Genomic DNA, 17733 nt, shown 5'->3' on the forward strand with positions numbered 1-17733 from the left:
CCCACAGCCGAGAAGTTGGTGCCCATGGAAGCGCTCGATGTCGCACGGTGGCAGTTCGGGATCACCACCGTCTATCACTTCATCTTCGTGCCGCTCACCATCGGTCTCGCGCCGCTGATCGCGGTGTTCCAGACCATCTGGGTCGTCACCGACAACACCGCGTGGTATCGACTCACCCGGTTCTTCGGCAAGCTCTTCCTGATCAACTTCGCCCTCGGCGTGGCCACCGGCATTGTGCAGGAATTCCAGTTCGGGATGAACTGGAGCGAGTACTCCCGATTCGTCGGTGACGTCTTCGGTGCCCCACTGGCGATGGAGGGGCTGGTCGCCTTCTTCTTCGAATCGACGTTCCTGGGGCTGTGGATCTTCGGCTGGACCAGGCTGCCCAAGCTCGTACACCTGGCCTGCATCTGGATCGTCGCCTTCGCGGTCAACGCGTCTGCCTACTTCATCATTGCCGCGAACTCGTTCATGCAGCATCCGGTCGGCGCGCGCTACAACCCCGAGACCGGGCGCGCCGAACTGACCAGCATCACCGAGCTGTTCACCAACAACACCGCGCTCGCGGCCTTCCCGCACGCCGTCGCCGGTGCGTTCCTGGTCGCAGGCACCTTCGTCGCGGGCGTCTGCGCCTGGTGGATGGTGCGCAATCCCGACGGTCCCGACGCACGCACCATGCATCGCCCCGCCGCGATCCTCGGCTGCCTGATCGCCTTCGCCTCCGCGGCCGCGCTGACCTACACCGGTGATGTGCAGGGCAAGCTGATGTTCCAGCAGCAACCCATGAAGATGGCCTCGGCGGAATCGTTGTGTCACACCGAAACCGACCCGAACTTCTCCGTTCTCACCGTCGGAACCCACAACAACTGCGACAGCGTCATCCACCTGATCGAAGTGCCCTACGTGCTGCCGTTCCTGGCCGAGGGCACGTTCAGCGGCGTGGAACTGCAGGGCGTGCAGGACCTGCAGGCCGCCTACGAGCAGAAGTTCGGGCCCGGTGACTACCGGCCCAACCTGTTCGTCACCTACTGGTCATTCCGCGCCATGATCGGTTTCCTCGCAGTCCCGATGCTGTTCGCGCTGACCGCGTTGTGGCTCACCCGCGGCGGCAGGGTCCCCCACCAACGTTGGTTCGGCACGTTCGCGCTACTCACCCTGCCCACCCCGTTCCTGGCCAACAGCGCCGGGTGGATCTTCACCGAGATGGGCCGTCAGCCGTGGGTGGTGGCCCCCAATCCAACCGGCGACCCGGTATTGCGATTGACCGTGTCGCAAGGGGTTTCACACCACTCGGTGGCCACCGTGCTGACCTCACTGATCGTCTTCACGGCGATCTATGCGCTGCTCGCGGTCATCTGGTTCTGGCTGATCCGCCGTTACGTCGTCGAGGGCCCGCTGGAGCACGACACCGAACCCATCCCGCCGACACCGCCCGGTGAGGACGAGGTCAAGCCACTCTCGTTCGCGTATTAGGAGGCGTGCCATGGACCTTCAGATCTTCTGGTTCATCACTCTGGCAGTCCTTTTCACGGGCTTCCTGGTGCTGGAGGGCTTCGACTTCGGCGTCGGCATGCTGATGGCGCCGCTGGGACGTAGTGCGCGGCGGATAGGTGGCGACCCCGACAAACATCGCCGCGCGGTACTGAACACCATCGGCCCGGTCTGGGACGGTAACGAGGTATGGCTGATCACCGCGGGCGGTGCGATGTTCGCGGCCTTCCCGGGGATGTACGCGACCATGTTCTCCGGGCTGTACCTACCGTTGCTGGCCATCCTGCTCTCGATGATCGTGCGCATCTGCGCCATCGAATGGCGGGGCAAGGTCGACGATCCACAGTGGCGACGCTGGGCCGATATCGGGATCGCCGTCGGTTCCTGGGTGCCCGCCGTGCTGTGGGGTGTCGCCTTCGCGGCTCTGGTGCGCGGCCTGCCGGTCGACGCCGACCATCAGATCGACCTGGGCTTCGCCGATATCCTCAACCCGTACACACTGCTCGGCGGGCTGTCCACCTGCGGGTTGTTCCTGCTGCACGGGGCGGTGTTCATCACCCTGAAGACCGAAGGCGCGGTGCGGGCCGACGCCCGGCGCTTCGCCGCCAGGCTGGCCATACCCGTCACGGTGGTGCTGGCCACCTTCGGGTTGTGGACCCAGTTGTCCTACGGCACCGACTGGACCTGGTTGGTCCTCGGCGTCGCGGTGATCTGCCAGCTCGGGGTGGTGATGCTGGTGCTCAGCGACGGCGGTGACGGCTGGTCGTTCGCGTTGACCACCGCCGTGGTGATGGCCGTGGTGGTGTTGATCTTCGGCAGCCTGTTCCCGAACCTGATCCCGTCGACGCTGGATCCGGCGTGGAGCCTGACCATCGAGAACGCCTCGTCCTCGCCGTACACCCTGACCATCATGACCTGGGCGGCGGTGCTGGTGACCCCGCTCGTGCTGATCTATCAGGGCTGGACGTATTGGGTGTTCCGGCAACGCATCTCGGCTGAGCGCATCCCCGACCCGGCCGGGCTCTCACCGCGTATACCGTGAGTTCGACCGCACCGGGACTGCCGGAGGCACTTCGCTCGACCCAGGCGGGCATGCGCCGCTATATCGCGGCGATGGTGGCCTACGGCACGGTGATCGCGGCGGCCACCATCGCCGCCGCCTGGATCCTGGCCCACATCGTGGCCGGTGTCATCACCGAACCGGCCACCCGCAGCCTGGCCCACTGGCGCCTGCACCTGGGGGCGCTGGCGGCCATCTGGGTGATCCGGGTGGTGGCGCAATGGCTGCAGGCGCGGCTGAGCCAGCGTGCCGCCACGGCGGCGATCGGCGACCTGTCGGCGCGGGTGCTGCGCACGGTGACCGAGATGGACCCGCAGCGCAGGCAGCGGGTACTCGACGAGGCCACCGTGGTGGTGACCCGCGGGCTCGACGGTCTGCGGCCGTACTTCACCGGATACCTACCCACCGTCGCACTGGCCGGAATCCTCACCCCGGCAACCGTTGTCGTCATCGCCGTCGCGGACTGGCAGGCCGCCGCGGTGGTGGCGATCGCCCTGCCGCTCATCCCGCTGTTCATGGTGCTGATCGGCAAGCTCACCGCCGACCGCTCGGCGGCCGCCCTGGCCGCGATGACGACATTGCAGTCCCGGTTACTTGACCTGGTCGCCGGCATTCCCACCCTGCGCGCCCTCGGCCGCGCCGGCGGACCCGCCGACCGTATCGCCACCCTGGCCGCCGCGCACCGGCGCTCGGCGATGCAGACGCTGCGCATCGCGTTCCTGTCGGCGGCCGTGCTGGAACTCATCGCCACCCTGGGGGTCGCACTGGTGGCGGTCAACGTGGGTCTGCGCCTGGTGTTCGGCGATATGACACTGGTGGCGGCGCTGACCGCGCTCCTGCTGGCCCCCGAGGTCTTCTGGCCGCTGCGCCGGGTCGGAGTGCAGTTCCATGCCGCCCAGGACGGCAAGACAGCCGCCGACGCCGCGCTGCACCTGCTCCAGACGCATCCGAGCAGGCCGAACGGAACGCACCACAGCACCGGTGAGCACATCGAGATCGACCTGCGCGACCTGACGGTGCGCGGTCGCGACGGTGCCGCCCCGGACGGCCTGTCCGAATCGTTGCGGCCCGGTGCGGTCACCGTGCTCACCGGACCCAACGGGGCGGGCAAGAGCACCACCCTGCAGGCCATCCTGGGTCTGCTGGAACCCGACGCCGGGCAGGTTCTCATCGACGGCACCGATCTGGCCGAGATCGATCGGCACCAGTGGTGGACCCGCGTGGCCTGGCTACCGCAACGGCCCGCACTGCTACCCGGCACCATACGGGCCAACCTGGAACTGTTCGGACCGCTCGTCGACCTCGACGCCGCATGCCGGGCATCGGATTTCGGTTCGGTACTGGCGACACTTCCCGACGGACTGGACACCGTGATCGGCAGGGACGGGACCGGATTGTCGCTCGGGCAGCGGCAACGGCTGGGGCTGGCGCGCGCGCTGGGATCCTGCGCCCCGGTGCTGCTACTCGACGAGCCGACCGCACATCTGGACGCCGATGCCGAAATGATTGTCCTGGAATCCATTCGGTCCAGGGCGCGGGCCGGATGCACGGTCGTGGTGGTGGGTCACCGCGCTCCGGTGCTGGGGATCGCCGACCGGGTCGTGCCGCTGGGAGGTGCCGTCGATGTCCATCCGTGAGGTCATCGCGCTGCTGCGTCCCAGGCTGCCCCGGTTGGCATTGGCGGTGCTGTTCGGGACGCTGGCACTGGGCAGCGCACTGGCCCTGGCCGCCGTGGCCGCCTGGTTGATCACCAGGGCCTGGCAGATGCCGCCGGTGCTGGATCTGACCGTAGCCGTGGTGGCCGTCCGCGCGCTGGGGATCTCGCGCGGGATCTTCAGCTACTGCGAGCGGCTGGCCATCCACGACGCCGCGCTGCGCGCCGCGGGCAATGCCCGGGTCGGGCTGTACCGCCGACTGGTCGCCGCGCAAGCGGAATCGGTGCTGCGGATAGCCGGCGGCGAGCTGGTGGCCAGGGTCGGGAACTCGGTCGACGAACTTGCCGATGTGCTGGTGCGGTCGGTCCTGCCGATGTGTGTGGCCGCCGTGCTCTCGGTCGCCGCAGTGGGCGTCATCGCGGTGATCTCCCCGGCAGCGGCGCTGGTGCTGGCCGCCAGCCTGCTCGTCGCCGGTGTGCTGGCGCCCGCACTGGCCGGGCGGGCGGCCGCGGCCACCGAACTGCTGGCCGCCCGGCATCACGGTGCGCGTGACACCGCCACCCTGGTCGCCCTCGAGCATGCCGACGAGCTCCGCGTGGCGGGGCGCCTGGCCGGGGTCATCGCCGAATCCGAACGCGCGCACCGAGACTTCGGTGCTGCCACCGACCGGGCGGCCGCACCGGCGGCGGCCGCGGCCGCGGTGTCCACCGCCGCAGTCGGGGTATCGGTGCTGGGGGCCGTGCTCATCGGCATCCTGCTCGCCGACCACACCACACCGACGGCACTGGCCATCCTGATGTTGCTCCCGCTGTCGGCATTCGAGGCCACCAGCGCGCTGCCGGCGGCCGCCGCGCAATGGGTGCGCTCGACACTGGCGGCGCAGCAGCTCGCCGAGCTGACCGCTGCCGATCCCACCGGCCGGGTCCGGCCGGCCGTCCCGGCCATCGCTGCAGCCCCCGGTGACCGGATCGCCGTCGTCGGCCCCAGTGGCAGCGGTAAGACCACCATGCTCATGGCGATCGCCGCGAAGTATCCCGAAAACCCGGTCACCGCAGCATTCTTCGCCGAGGACGCGCACCTGTTCGACACCACCGTGCGCGACAATCTGCTGGTCGGCCGCGGTGATGCCACCGACGCCGAGCTGGAAGCCGCCCTGAGTCAGGTCGGGCTCGGCGAGTGGTTGGCCGGCCTGCCGGACGGGCTGGGCACCGTGCTGACCGGAGGTGTGGCCGCGGTATCGGCAGGCCAACGTCGTCGTCTGCTGCTGGCGCGGGCGGTGATCACCGATTTTCCGATCGTGCTGCTCGACGAGCCCACCGAGCATCTCGACGCCGCCGACAGTGACCGACTCCTGACCGCGATACTCACCCCCGACGGCCTGTTCGCCGCCCATCGAGCCGTCGTGGTGGCCACCCATCACCTACCCGAACACCTCGGTTGCCCGACGATCCGGATGCCGCAACCTGCCGGGTAACGTGGCCCTTCATGAGCTACCAGCCCGCTGCGGCGGCGCCGCCGTACCCGGTCCGACAGACCGGACCCCGCAACGGAGTGGGCGCCGGGGCGTTCGTGGTGGCGGTGGCGGCGCTGGTGTTCTCGTGGAGTGTGATCGGCGGCGTCGTCGGCGGCATCATCGCGGTGGTCCTCGGTGTCAGCGGCCGCCGCCGCGCGCGTCGCGGCGAGGCCGACAACGGCCCGGTCGCGACCGCGGGCATGGCGCTGGGCGCACTCGCGGTGGTCGTCGGGATCGCGGCCGTACCGGTGTGGTCGGGATTTCTCGGCGATGCCGGGGTGGGCGATTACCTCGGCTGCATGGAGAAGGCGATCGGCGAATCGGGCACATCACCGGACCCTGCTGCACAGCAGAAGTGCGAGAACGAATTTCGTGACCGCATCGAGCACATCTCCGGCCTGGGAACCGCCAGGGGTTAGCCCGCGCCGGGGAAGTGTTTGACGATGCCTTCCTGCACGATGGTCGCCAGCACCCGCCCGTCGGTGTCGAAGAAATGCCCACTGCTCAGCCCCCGGGAATCGGCCGCGACCGGTGACGAGGTGGCGTAGAGCACCCACTCGTCGAAGCAGATCGGTCGGTGGAACCACACCGAATGATTCATCGTGACGGCAAAGATCCGGTCGAAACCCCAGGACAGCCCGTGGGTGGTGATGATCGAATCCAACACCGTGGTGTCCGAGGAGTACACCAGCGCCGCGGCGTGCAGCACCGGGTCCTCGGGCATCGGCGCGTCGGCGGTCATCCACACCCGGTTGTGCTCCAGCCGGTCACCCTTGTCCCGCATCACCCAGGCCGGGTCGTTGGTGTAGCGCCATTGGATGGGCTTGAGCGCCTCGACGAACAACGGAACGGTCTGCTCGTAGCCGACCAGCAAGTCCTCGATGGTCGGCAATCCGTCGGGGTGCGGCACCTGTGGGGCAGGCACGTTGTGCTCCAGTCCGCGCCCGCCCGCCAGATGCGAGACCAGCGCCGTCCCGAGCAGCACACCGTCCTGGGTCACGTCGACGCGCCGGTTGGCGAAACGACGCTCGTCACGCAACCGAACAACCTGGAAATGCAGGTCTTTCGTGGGATCACCACCGGCGATGAAATGCATCGACAGCGTGCTGGGCGGCAGCTTCGGCGACACCGTGCGGCTGGCGGCGACGAAGGCTTGGGCCATCATCTGCCCGCCGAACGTCCGGACAGGGTTGCGGCTCGGGTGCGATCCGGTGAACGCATCCTCACCATCCGGGCGGAGCGCCAGAACCGTCAGCAGTTCCTCGAGATGTTCCGCCGACAAGTCGCTCCCCTAGTGGTCGTCCTCACCGATCCGGTGCACGTGGATCAGGTTGGTCGAGCCTACTGTGCCGGGAGGAGCGCCCGCGACGATGACCACCAGGTCGCCGCGCTTGTAGCGACCCAGGTCCAGCAGCGCCTGGTCGACCTGCCGGATCATCCCGTCGGTGGTCTGCATGTGCGGGACGATGAAGGTCTCGGTTCCCCAGGTCAGCGCCAGCTGGCTGCGCACCTCGGGCAGCGCGGTGAACGCGAGCAGCGGCAACGGTGTGTGCAGCCGGGCCAGCCTGCGGACGGTGTCACCGGACTGGGTGAACGCCACCAGCGCCTTGGCCTCCAGCCGCTCACCGATATCGCGGGCCGCGTAGGAGATGACACCACGCTTGGTGCGCGGGACGTGGGTCAGCGGCGGCGCCTCGGTGGAGTTCGACTCCACCGCCTTGACGATGCGAGCCATCGTGCGCACCGCCTCCAGGGCGTACTTGCCGACGGAGGTCTCACCGGACAGCATCACCGCGTCGGCCCCGTCGAGCACCGCGTTGGCGACGTCGGAGGCCTCGGCCCGGGTAGGCCGGGAGTTCTCGATCATCGACTCCAGCATCTGGGTGGCGACGATGACGGGTTTGGCGTTCTCGCGAGCCATCTGGATGGCCCGCTTCTGCACCAGCGGAACCTCTTCCAGGGGCAGTTCGACGCCGAGGTCACCGCGGGCCACCATGATGGCGTCGAAGGCCAGCACGATCGCCTCGAGGTTCTCGATGGCCTCGGGCTTCTCCAGCTTGGCGATGACGGGCACCCGGCGGCCGACCCGGTCCATCACCTCGTGCACCAGCTCGATATCGGCCGGTGAGCGCACGAACGACAGCGCCACCAGGTCGACACCGAGGCGCAGCGCGAACTCCAGGTCGGCGATGTCCTTCTCCGAGAGCGCAGGCACCGAGACGTTCATGCCGGGCAGCGAGAGGCCCTTGTTGTTGCTGACCCGGCCCCCCTCGGTGACCTGGCAGACGACATCGTTGCCGTCGATGTGCTCGACGATCAGTCCGACGTTGCCGTCGTCGACGAGCAGTCGGTCACCGGGTGCCGCGTCCACGGCCAGCTGCTTGTAGGTGGTGGACACCCGGTCGTGGGTGCCCATGAAGTCGTCGACGGTGATGCGCACCGTCTCGCCGGCCTGCCACAACGTGGCCCCGGTGGCGAACCGACCCAGCCGGATCTTGGGTCCCTGCAGGTCAGCAAGGATGCCGACGGCGCGTCCGGTGTAATCGGAGGCCGCCCGCACCCGGCGGTAGGACTCTTCGTGGTCGGCGTGGTCACCATGGCTGAAGTTCAGCCGCGCCACATCCATGCCCGCCTCGACGAGGTCACGCACGGACTCGTCGGTGGCGGTGGCAGGGCCGAGGGTACAGACGATTTTTCCGCGTCTATTCACGTCTGGTGAGCTTACTCGTTGATCGATTCAGATGACCATTCAGACCGCGTGTCAGACGACTGCCAGGGGCAGTGACCCGGGCCGCACCGGGGCGGGCAGCTCGGACTCGCCCATCAGGTAGAGGTCGACCGCGCGCGCGGCGCTACGCCCCTCGGCGATGGCCCACACGATGAGCGACGCGCCGCGGTGGGCGTCGCCGCAGACGAACACCCCGGGCTCCTCGGTCTGCCAGTCCGACCCGCAGGGCAGCGCGCCACGGCCGTTGGTGGTGAGCCCCAGACCCGCCAACAGCGGCATCGGCTCGACACCCTCGAAACCGATGGCCAGCAACGCCAGCTCACACGGGATCTCGAACGGGTCGCCCACCGGGACGATCTGGCGGCGGCCGTCATCGTCGCGTTGCACCCGCACCTCGGCGATCTGCACCGCGCGCAGCGCACCCTGCTCGTCACCGAGAAAACTCTGCACCGCGACCTCGAACCGGCGCGCCCCACCCTCGGCGTGCGCCGGCGAGGTCCGCAGCACCAGCGGCCAGGTCGGCCACGGCGAGCGCTCCTCGTCGCGGGTACGCGGCGGTTCCGGGTTGTAGTCGAGCTGGGTCACCGAGAGCGCGCCCTGCCGGTGGGCGGTGCCCAGACAGTCCGCGCCGGTGTCACCGCCACCGATGATGACGACGCGCTTGCCGGCGGCCGTCGGTTCGGCGGCCCGGTCCCCCTCGCACTCCTTGTTCGCCGCGACCAGATGTTCCATGGCCAGGTGGACCCCGCTGAGCTCGCGGCCGGCCACCTCGGTATCGCGAGCCCGCAGCGCTCCGACGGCCAGCACGATCGCATCGTGCTGGGCCCGCAGTGCCTCGACCGAGAGATCGACACCGACCTCACAGTCGGTCACGAATCTGGTTCCCTCCGCACGCATCTGGGCCAACCGTTGGTCGAGGCCGGATTTCTCCAGCTTGTACTCCGGAATGCCGTAGCGCATCAACCCGCCGATGCGGTCATCGCGTTCGTAGACGGTCACCTCATGACCGGCCCGGGTCAGCTGCTGGGCGGCCGCCAGACCCGCCGGACCCGAGCCGACCACGGCCACACTGCGTCCCGTGGAGATGGCCGCCGGCTGCGGCACCACCGCGCCGGTCAGCCAGGCGTGGTCGGCGATGGTCTGTTCGATTCGCTTGATCGTGACACTGCCGCCGGTGGCGGGCTCGGCGATGGACAACACGCAGGCCGCCTCGCATGGTGCCGGGCACAGCCGACCGGTGAACTCGGGGAAGTTGTTGGTGGCGTGCAGCCGGTCACTGGCCGCGTCCCAGCGACCACGCCGGACCAGGTCGTTCCATTCCGGGATCAGGTTGCCCAGCGGGCAGCCCGCGGTTCCGGAGTGGCAGAACGGGATACCGCAATCCATACAGCGACGGGCCTGTTGGGACACCTCGGCCGCCCGGTCGGCGGGCGGCCGGATCTCGTAGACCTCATGCCAGTCCCCCACCCGTTCGTCGACCGGGCGCTTGACGGCATCGTGCTTGGCGACGCGCAGAAAACCGGTGGGATCAGCCACGGCTCGCCTCCATGATCGCGGTCTCCACATCACGGCCCTCGGCGCGGGCCAGCCGGGTGGCGCGCAGCACGCGCTCGTAGTCGATCGGCATGATCTTGGTGAATCCGGCACTGCGCCGGGGCCAGTCGGCCAGCAGCGACACCGCCACCGTGGAATCGGTGGCCTGCGCGTGCCTGCTCACCACGTCGTGCAGCCAGCCCAAATCTTCGGCCTCCAACTTCTGCAATGCCACCATCTCGGTGTTGACCTTGGCCGGGTCCAGTCCCAGGACGAATGCGATACCCCCGGACATGCCGGCGGCCATGTTGCGGCCGGTGTCGCCGAGCACGACCACCCGGCCGCCGGTCATGTATTCGCACGCATGGTCACCGACACCCTCGACGACGGCCAACGCCCCGGAATTGCGCGCGCAGAAGCGCTCCCCGACCCGCCCGCGCAGGAATACCTCGCCCGAGGTGGCGCCGAACAGCAGCGTATTGCCGGCGATGACATTGTCCTCGGGCAGGAAGAGCACGTCATCGGGTGGTCGCACGACGATCCGACCGCCCGAAAGGCCCTTGCCCACATAATCGTTGGCATCACCGATGAGGTCGAGGGTGATTCCGGGCGGCAGGAACGCGCCAAGCGACTGGCCTGCCGACCCGGTCAGTGTGACCATGATGGTGTCGTCGGGCAGACCGGTCGCACCGTAACGGCGGGTGACCTCGGCGCCCAGCATGGTGCCCACCGTGCGGTTGACGTTGCGGACCGGCAGTTCCAGCCGGACGGGGTGGGCATCCTCCAGCGCGCCCTCGGCCAACTGGATCAGGGTCTGGTCCAGCGCCTTGTCCAGCCCGTGGTCCTGGTCACGCAGCCGGCGCCGGGCGATCGTCCCGTGGGGGCCGGACGGGGCGGCGAAGATCGGGCTGAGATCCAATCCGGCACTCTTCCAATGCGCCACGCCCGTCGCGGTATCGAGCATGTCGACCCGTCCGATCGCCTCGTCGAGACTCCGGAAACCCAGCTCGGACAGCATCATCCGGAGGTCCTCGGCGATGAACTCGAAGAAGTTCTGCACGAACTCCGGTTTGCCGGTGAAACGGGCACGCAACTCCGGGTTCTGGGTGGCCACCCCCACCGGGCAGGTGTCCAGATGGCACACCCGCATCATGATGCAGCCAGCGACGACCAGCGGCGCGGTCGCGAAACCGTATTCCTCGGCACCGAGCAGCGCGGCCACCATGACATCGCGGGCGGTCCGCATGCCACCGTCGCACTGCACGGTGATCCGGTCACGGAGACCGTTGAGCATCAGCGTCTGCTGGGTGTCGGCCAGCCCGATCTCCCACGGGGCGCCGGCATGTTTGAGACTGGTCAGCGGGGCCGCACCGGTACCGCCGTCGTAGCCGGAGATCAGCACCACGTCGGCGTGCGCCTTGGACACCCCGGCGGCCACGGTGCCGACACCGACGGAGCTGACCAGCTTGACGTGGACGCGGGCGGTGTCGTTGGCGTTCTTCAGGTCGTGGATGAGCTGGGCCAGATCCTCGATCGAGTAGATATCGTGATGCGGCGGTGGCGAGATCAGGCCGACACCCGGCGTGGAGTGCCGGGTCTTGGCGATGTTCGGGTACACCTTGTAGCCGGGAAGCTGGCCGCCCTCACCGGGTTTGGCCCCCTGGGCCATCTTGATCTGGATATCGGAGGCATTCACCAGATAGTCGCTGGTGACCCCGAACCGGCCGGAGGCCACCTGTTTGACCGCGCTGCGCCGCATGGGATCGTAGAGCCGGTCGGCGTCCTCACCGCCCTCACCGGAGTTCGACCGCCCGCCGAGGGTGTTCATCGCCACGGCCATGGTTTCGTGCGCCTCGGCGGAGATGGACCCATAGCTCATGGCACCGGTGTTGAAGCGGGCGACGATATCGGCGACCGGTTCTACCTCGTCCAGCGGCACCGGCGTCCCGGCGCGGAACTCGAACAGGCCGCGCAGGGCACCACCCTCGCGGGCCAGCCGGTTCACCTCCTCGGAATACCTCGCGAAGACGTCACGCCTGCCGGTCCGGGTCGAATGCTGGAGCAGGAAAACGACTTCCGGGGTGAACAGATGCAGCTCACCGTCGCGCCGGAACTGATACTCACCGCCGACGGAGAGCCTGCGGTATGCCCGCTCGGTCGGATTCTCCGGATAGGCCCGCCGGTGCCGGAATCTGACCTCCTCGGCCAGCACGTCGAGTCCGACCCCACCCAGTTGCATCGGCGTGCCGGTGAAGTATTCGTCGATGACGGCGCGGTCCAGACCGATGGCCTCGAAGGCCTGCGCACCGGTGTAGGAGGACACCGTCGAGATGCCCATCTTGCTCATCACCTTCATGACACCCTTGCCGAGTGCGGTCAGGTAGTTGCGCACCGCGGCGGCCGGGTCGATACCGGTCAGTTCACCCTCGCGGATCAGGTCTTCGATCGATTCGAAGGCCAGGTACGGGTTGACCGCTGCCGCACCGAAACCGATCAGCAGCGCGATGTGGTGGACTTCCCTGGCATCTCCGCTCTCGACCACCAGCGCGACACAGGTGCGTTGTTTGGTGCGCACCAGATGATGGTGGACCGCGGCAACGGCCAGCAGCGACGGGATGGGGGCCCGGGTGTGGTCGGAATCGCGGTCGGACAACACAAGTGTGCGTGCGCCTTTGGCGATGGCATCACTGGCCCGCGCACGCAGTTCATCGAGCGCCTCGGCCATCGCCTCACCGCCGCGCTCGACATCGTAGAGAGCGCGCAGGACCGCGGTGCGCAGTCCTGGGTGTTCGCCGTCGTCGTTGATGTGCACGATCCTGTTCAGATCGTCGTTGTCGAGAACCGGCCAGCTCAGCGCGATCTGCCGACATGATGCGGCCGTCGGTTCGAGCAGATTCTGTTCCGGGCCCATCACCCGGCGCATGGAGGTCACCACCGACTCCCGGATGGCGTCCAGCGGCGGGTTGGTCACCTGGGCGAACAGTTCGACGAAATAGTCGTAGAGCAATTTCGAACGCTGGGACAGCACAGCCAGCGGGGTGTCGGTGCCCATGGAGCCCAACGGTTCCGCACCGGTGGCGGCCATCGGCGTGAGCAGCAGCCGCAGCTCCTCCTCGGTGTAGCCGAACGCGACCTGGCGCCGGACCACCGAATCGTGGTTGGGCTGGACCCGCACCCGGCTCGGCAGGGTGGTGATATCGAGCAGCCCGGCATGTAGCCATTCGTCATACGCCTCGGCGCCGGCGAGTTCGTCCTTGATCTCGTCATCGGTGACGATGGCGCCCCGTGCCGTGTCGACGAGGAACATCTTTCCCGGCTCCAGGCGGCCTTTGGCCACCACCTGCGCGCTGGGGATGTCGAGTACACCGCTCTCGCTGGCCAGGATGATCCGATTGTCGATCGTGCGCCACCAGCGGCCGGGACGCAGCCCGTTGCGGTCCAGCACCGCTCCCACCACGGTGCCATCGGTGAACGTCACGCACGCCGGTCCGTCCCATGGCTCCATCAGCGAGGCGTGGTACTGCCAGAAGGCGCGCCGCGCCGGATCCATCCCGGTGTTGTTCTCCCACGCCTCCGGGATCATCATCAGCACCGCATGGGGCAGGCTGCGGCCGCCGAGATGCAGGAGTTCCAGAACCTGGTCGAAGGACGCCGAGTCAGACGCCTCGGGCGTGCAGATCGGCGAAAGCCGAGCCAGGTCACCGGGAATCAGGGTGCCGCCGAGTTTCGCCTCGCGGGCGTGCATCCGGTTGCGATTTCCCCGCACCGTGTTGATCTCACCGTTGTGGGCGACGAACCGGAACGGGTGTGCCAGCGGCCAGGACGGGAACGTGTTCGTCGAAAACCGGCTGTGCACAATGGCGATGGCGCTCACGCAGCGTTCGTCACGCAGATCCGGGAAGAACAGCGGAAGCTGCATGGTGGTGAGCATGCCCTTGTAGGCCATGGTCCGACTCGACAGCGACGCGAAGTACACGCCCAGATTCTCCGATTCGGACCGTTTGCGCAGCGGGTACACCATGCGGTCGAGGTCGATACCACCGCAACGCGCGGGCGCCGCCACGAAAAGCTGTGCCATGTGCGGCATGCAGCCGAGTGCGGTGGCGCCGATCTGGGCACCGTCGGGATCGATCGGGACGGTGCGCCAACCGAGGACCTGCAGACCCTCCTCGTCGGCGATCTGCTCGATCCGGCCTTGGGCCGCGGCGCGCTGTGTCGGGTCCTGCGGCAAGAAGCAGATTCCCGCGGCGAAGCCGTTCGTGCCATCGGCTGCTTCGGTCGGTAGCTCGAATTCCACCACCGCCCTGAGCAATTCGACCGGTAGCTGAATCAGGATCCCGGCGCCGTCACCGCTGTTTTGTTCGGCACCGGCCGCACCCCTGTGCTCGAGATGCGCCAGGGCGGTGAGCCCGTCGGCGACGATCTCGTGGGAGCGGCGCCCCTCGACGTCGACGAGCATGGCGACGCCGCAGGAATCGGATTCGTTGTTCGGGTCATAGAGACCCTGAGCTGGTGGGAGCGCTGAGAACAGCAACCGGTGCCTCCGCAGTCTTCGTGGTGAATCGAAGGGACTGCATCGGCCCGCACCGCCAGTGTATCAGCGCAGCAGGTTCACTACCCGCTGGAAACCGTCGGTACCAGCGGAAAGCCCGGCCAGTTCCGCACCACCGTCCAGGCCACCAGGGCCAGCACCACGGTGACCGTGGCGGCGGGTGGCATGAGCGTGCGTCCCTGCCGCCAGCGCACCGCCAACCACAGCAGCAGCATCGGGATCCCGACGAGCATGAAGACGTTGTCGACCACGGCGGCGGCGAAATCGGCGTGCAGCACGTCGTGGGTCATCCGCAGGCCACCGCACGCCGGGCATTCGAAACCGGTCAGGGTCTTGAACGGGCAGGCCGGGAAGAAACCGGGCCGGTGCGGGTTGCCCAGGCCGATATAGGTCAGTGCACCGGCCAGGCCGAGCCCGGCCCCGAGGACACCGGCCCGCCCGAGGGCGGTCGTGCTAGGTGCCATCGCGCAGGGGTCGGCCGTGCGGATCGCGCACCTTGTCGGTGAGGATCAAGATGGCGTCGATGAGACCCCAGATGACCGCGCCGATGCCGCAGGTCGCCAACCCCACGATCAACTGGGCGATGCCGAAACCCGTCTGCCCGAGATAGATACGGCCGATCCCGACCAGGCCGAAGAGCCCGAGCAACTGCAGCAGACCGGCAATCGTCTTGGACTTGTCCGAGAACGGTTCACCGGTGACCGGGTGCCTGCCGAACGGGGCCGACGGGTCGTAGCCGGGCAGGCCGCCCGGCCCCGGGTATCCGCCGGGATACGGCGGGGGGAACTGGTTGGCTTGGTACTGGGGCGGCTGGTAGCCCGGCGGTGGGCCGAAGTTCCCGGGGTCGGGCGACTGCGGATAGGACTGCGGATCCGTCATGCCCTCAGGATGCCAGAAGCCCGAACTCGGCGCGGTGACGCCACGACTCCCATTGCCGGGGAAACCACCGTCGCAACAGGTCGATCATGATGGGCACCGATGTCGACGCCCCTGGCGAGGCGCCGAGCAGACCCGCGATGGTGCCATCGGCCGAGACGACCAGTTCGGTTCCCGTGCGCAGCGCGCCGTTCGGTGCGACCAGTTGGGCGCGCTGGCCGGCGGTGATCCATTCCCAGTCCCGCGGGTCGGCGTCCGGGTAGTAGCGGCGCAGCTGGGCGAATCGGCGTCGCCGCGAGGCCAGCAGCTGACCGATCAGATACCGGATGAGGTCACGACTTCCGGTGATCGCACGGATCAACGCGCGCATGTTGTGCGGGCGGACGGTGCCGAAGAAGTCGGTGAAACGGCCGCTGGTGAGCAGTCGGGTACTGAAGGTGCCGTACGGGCCGAACATGAGGTGGGCGTCCCCGTCGACGACCCGACGGTCGAGGTGCGGCACCGACATCGGTGGCGCACCGATGGGTGCCTGACCGTAGACCTTGGCCGCGTGGTGTCTCGTGATCTCCGGATCGGAACAGCGCAGAAAGGCCGCACCGACCGGTAACACCCCGTAGCCGTGGACCTCGGGCAGGCCTGCACGTTGCAGCAGCGTCAGCGTGTGTCCGCCGGCGCCGACGAACACGCGGTCGGCGTCCAGTTGGAATCGCTGTCGGCCGCACCGCCCGGCGACCCGCCAGCCGCCGGCGGGCGTCCGCGTCAGTGTGCGGACCTCGTGGCCGACCAGGGTGTCACCGGTGATCAGCCGCGCCAGGTCGCGGGTGAGCGCCCCGAAATCGATATCGGTACCCGCCGGATGCCAGGTGGCGGCCACTCGCTGCGCGGGGTCGCGGCCGGCCATGACCAGCGGTGCCCACTCGGCGATGACCGCGGGGTCCTGCGAGTACCGCATCTCGGCGAACGCCGCAACGGTGCGCATCGTGTCGAAGCGGCGCCGCAGATAGGCGATATCGCGGTCACCGAAGACCACATCCATGTGCGGGGCGGTGGTGACGAAGCCGGGGTCGAGCAGACCGGAGTCGACGAGGTGTGCCCACCATCGCCGGGACAGCGCGAATTGCTCGGCGACAGCGGCCGGGGTGCCGGCGTTGGCGGGATCGGGCATGTAGTTGAGCTCGCAGTATCCCGAGTGCCCGGTGCCGGCGTTGTTCCACGGGTGACTGCTCTCGGTGGCGATGTCGTCGGCACGCTCGACGATGGTGACCCGCCAATCCGGTTGTAGTAGTGCGAGCATCGCGCCCAGCGTGGCAGACATGATGCCGCCACCGATGAGTGCGACATCGACCGGAGCGGTGCGGGTATCCGTCGTCATGATTGAAGGATCGGCCTGACGACATTGATCCGTCCAATGAATGTTCTGGTGATTATCATCCGAATATGGATCAATTGGCAGGCCTGCTGGCACCGCACCTGCGGGCCCTCGACGAGCTGGTGGCCTGCGACGGACACATCACCCGCGCGGCCGAGCGACTGGGCATCCCGCAGTCGTCGATGAGCAGGCGGATTCACGCGTTGCAGAAGTCACTCGGTGTGCCGCTGGTGATCCAGGACGGTCGGACGGTGCGTCTGACCCCGGCCGCGATACGGCTGGCGAGTCGAATCCGCGATCCGCTGCGTGCCATGGAATCTGGTATCGAGTCCGTCATCGGCGACGCGGACGCCGAACACGGAACCGTCCGGTTCGGGTTTCCGCTGACCATGGGTTCGGGTCGGTTGCCCACGTTGATCGCGGATTTCCATCGTCGGGCACCCGGCATCCGGCTGCAGATCAAACAGGCCCACGGCTCGGCATTGGCGGCCGACGTCCGTGCCGGAGAACTCGATGTCGCCGTCCTCATCCCGGCACCGCAGCGTCTGCAGCACACTGTGATCGGCATACAACCGATTCAGGCGGTGCTTCCGGCCGACCACCGGCTTGCCAATCGGCGTCGGATCCGGCTGTCCGAGCTGCGCGATGAGACCTTCATCGCCAACCCCACCAGCTACAACCTGCGCCAGCTGACCGAGAACTGGTGCAAAGCAGCCGGTTTCACACCCAGCATGGCGTTGGAGATCACCGAGTTCGCCACCATGCGCGAGCTCATCGGTCGCGGGCTCGGTATCGCCCTGCTACCCCATGACGGCCGGGTTGCGCCGGGCACCACCGAGATCGCGCTGAGCCCCGCCACCTATCAACGCGAGATCGCGCTGGCGTGGTCGCCGACCGCCGCGACCCCGGCAGGCCGGCGGTTTCTCGGCTTCCTGCGCGAGCACTTCTGAGAATCC

General features: G+C 68.1%; 13 protein-coding genes. 6 read left to right on the top strand and 7 right to left on the bottom strand.

All coding sequences use genetic code 11. The annotated features are described in order from the left end of the window. Positions 1-24 precede the first annotated feature (24 nt). The 5 genes from G154_RS04405 to G154_RS04425 are packed head-to-tail and all read left to right on the top strand — an operon-like array spanning position 25 to position 6138. Positions 25-1473, top strand: coding sequence for a cytochrome ubiquinol oxidase subunit I (locus tag G154_RS04405; protein ID WP_019511473.1), 1449 nt, complete (start codon positions 25-27; stop codon positions 1471-1473). A gap of 10 nt (positions 1474-1483) precedes the next feature. Next, positions 1484-2533: a cytochrome d ubiquinol oxidase subunit II gene (gene cydB / locus G154_RS04410; RefSeq protein ID WP_019511472.1), complete on the top strand. Its 1050-nt coding sequence runs from the start codon at positions 1484-1486 to the stop codon at positions 2531-2533. 50 nt (positions 2534-2583) lie between these two features. Beyond that, positions 2584-4188, top strand: coding sequence for a thiol reductant ABC exporter subunit CydD (gene cydD / locus G154_RS04415; RefSeq protein ID WP_023985956.1), 1605 nt, complete (start codon positions 2584-2586; stop codon positions 4186-4188). Then, a complete protein-coding gene (locus G154_RS04420; protein ID WP_023985957.1) occupies positions 4175-5680 on the top strand; it encodes an ATP-binding cassette domain-containing protein in 1506 nt (501 codons plus the stop codon). Before cydD ends, G154_RS04420 begins: the two co-directional genes overlap by 14 nt. A gap of 11 nt (positions 5681-5691) precedes the next feature. After that, a complete protein-coding gene (locus G154_RS04425) occupies positions 5692-6138 on the top strand; it encodes a hypothetical protein (RefSeq protein ID WP_019511469.1) in 447 nt (148 codons plus the stop codon). Here G154_RS04425 and G154_RS04430 read toward each other — a convergent pair. The 7 genes from G154_RS04430 to G154_RS04460 all read right to left on the bottom strand — a co-directional run bounded on the left by G154_RS04430 (position 6135) and on the right by G154_RS04460 (position 16780). Continuing rightward, positions 6135-7001, bottom strand: coding sequence for an acyl-CoA thioesterase II (locus G154_RS04430; RefSeq protein ID WP_019511468.1), 867 nt, complete (start codon positions 6999-7001; stop codon positions 6135-6137). The two genes, G154_RS04425 and G154_RS04430, sit on opposite strands and share 4 nt — an antisense overlap. Positions 7002-7010: 9 nt before the next feature. Further along, positions 7011-8429 carry a pyruvate kinase gene (gene pyk, locus G154_RS04435; protein WP_019511467.1) on the bottom strand — a complete coding sequence of 473 codons (1419 nt, stop codon included), beginning with the start codon at positions 8427-8429 and terminating at the stop codon, positions 7011-7013. Positions 8430-8480: 51 nt separating this feature from the next. Continuing rightward, positions 8481-9983, bottom strand: a complete 1503-nt coding sequence (locus tag G154_RS04440) for a glutamate synthase subunit beta (RefSeq protein ID WP_019511466.1) — start codon at positions 9981-9983, stop codon at positions 8481-8483. Continuing rightward, positions 9976-14514, bottom strand: a complete 4539-nt coding sequence (gltB, locus tag G154_RS04445; RefSeq protein WP_023985958.1) for a glutamate synthase large subunit — start codon at positions 14512-14514, stop codon at positions 9976-9978. The genes G154_RS04440 and gltB overlap by 8 nt, the downstream gene beginning before the upstream one ends. Positions 14515-14594: 80 nt before the next feature. After that, positions 14595-14996, bottom strand: coding sequence for a DUF2752 domain-containing protein (locus G154_RS04450; RefSeq protein WP_019511464.1), 402 nt, complete (start codon positions 14994-14996; stop codon positions 14595-14597). Next, positions 14986-15411: an NINE protein gene (locus G154_RS04455; RefSeq protein WP_019511463.1), complete on the bottom strand. Its 426-nt coding sequence runs from the start codon at positions 15409-15411 to the stop codon at positions 14986-14988. The genes G154_RS04450 and G154_RS04455 overlap by 11 nt, the downstream gene beginning before the upstream one ends. A gap of 4 nt (positions 15412-15415) precedes the next feature. Next, positions 15416-16780: a malate:quinone oxidoreductase gene (locus G154_RS04460; RefSeq protein WP_019511462.1), complete on the bottom strand. Its 1365-nt coding sequence runs from the start codon at positions 16778-16780 to the stop codon at positions 15416-15418. A 65-nt stretch (positions 16781-16845) separates the two neighbouring features. On the opposite strand from G154_RS04460, the gene G154_RS04465 reads away from it, so the two are divergent. After that, on the top strand, positions 16846-17727 hold the full coding sequence (locus tag G154_RS04465) for a LysR family transcriptional regulator (RefSeq protein ID WP_019511461.1): 882 nt from the start codon (positions 16846-16848) through the stop codon (positions 17725-17727). Positions 17728-17733 lie beyond the last annotated feature (6 nt).

The sequence above is a fragment of the Mycobacterium sp. VKM Ac-1816D genome (genome assembly GCF_000416385.1).
Classification (GTDB): domain Bacteria; phylum Actinomycetota; class Actinomycetes; order Mycobacteriales; family Mycobacteriaceae; genus Mycobacterium; species Mycobacterium neoaurum_A.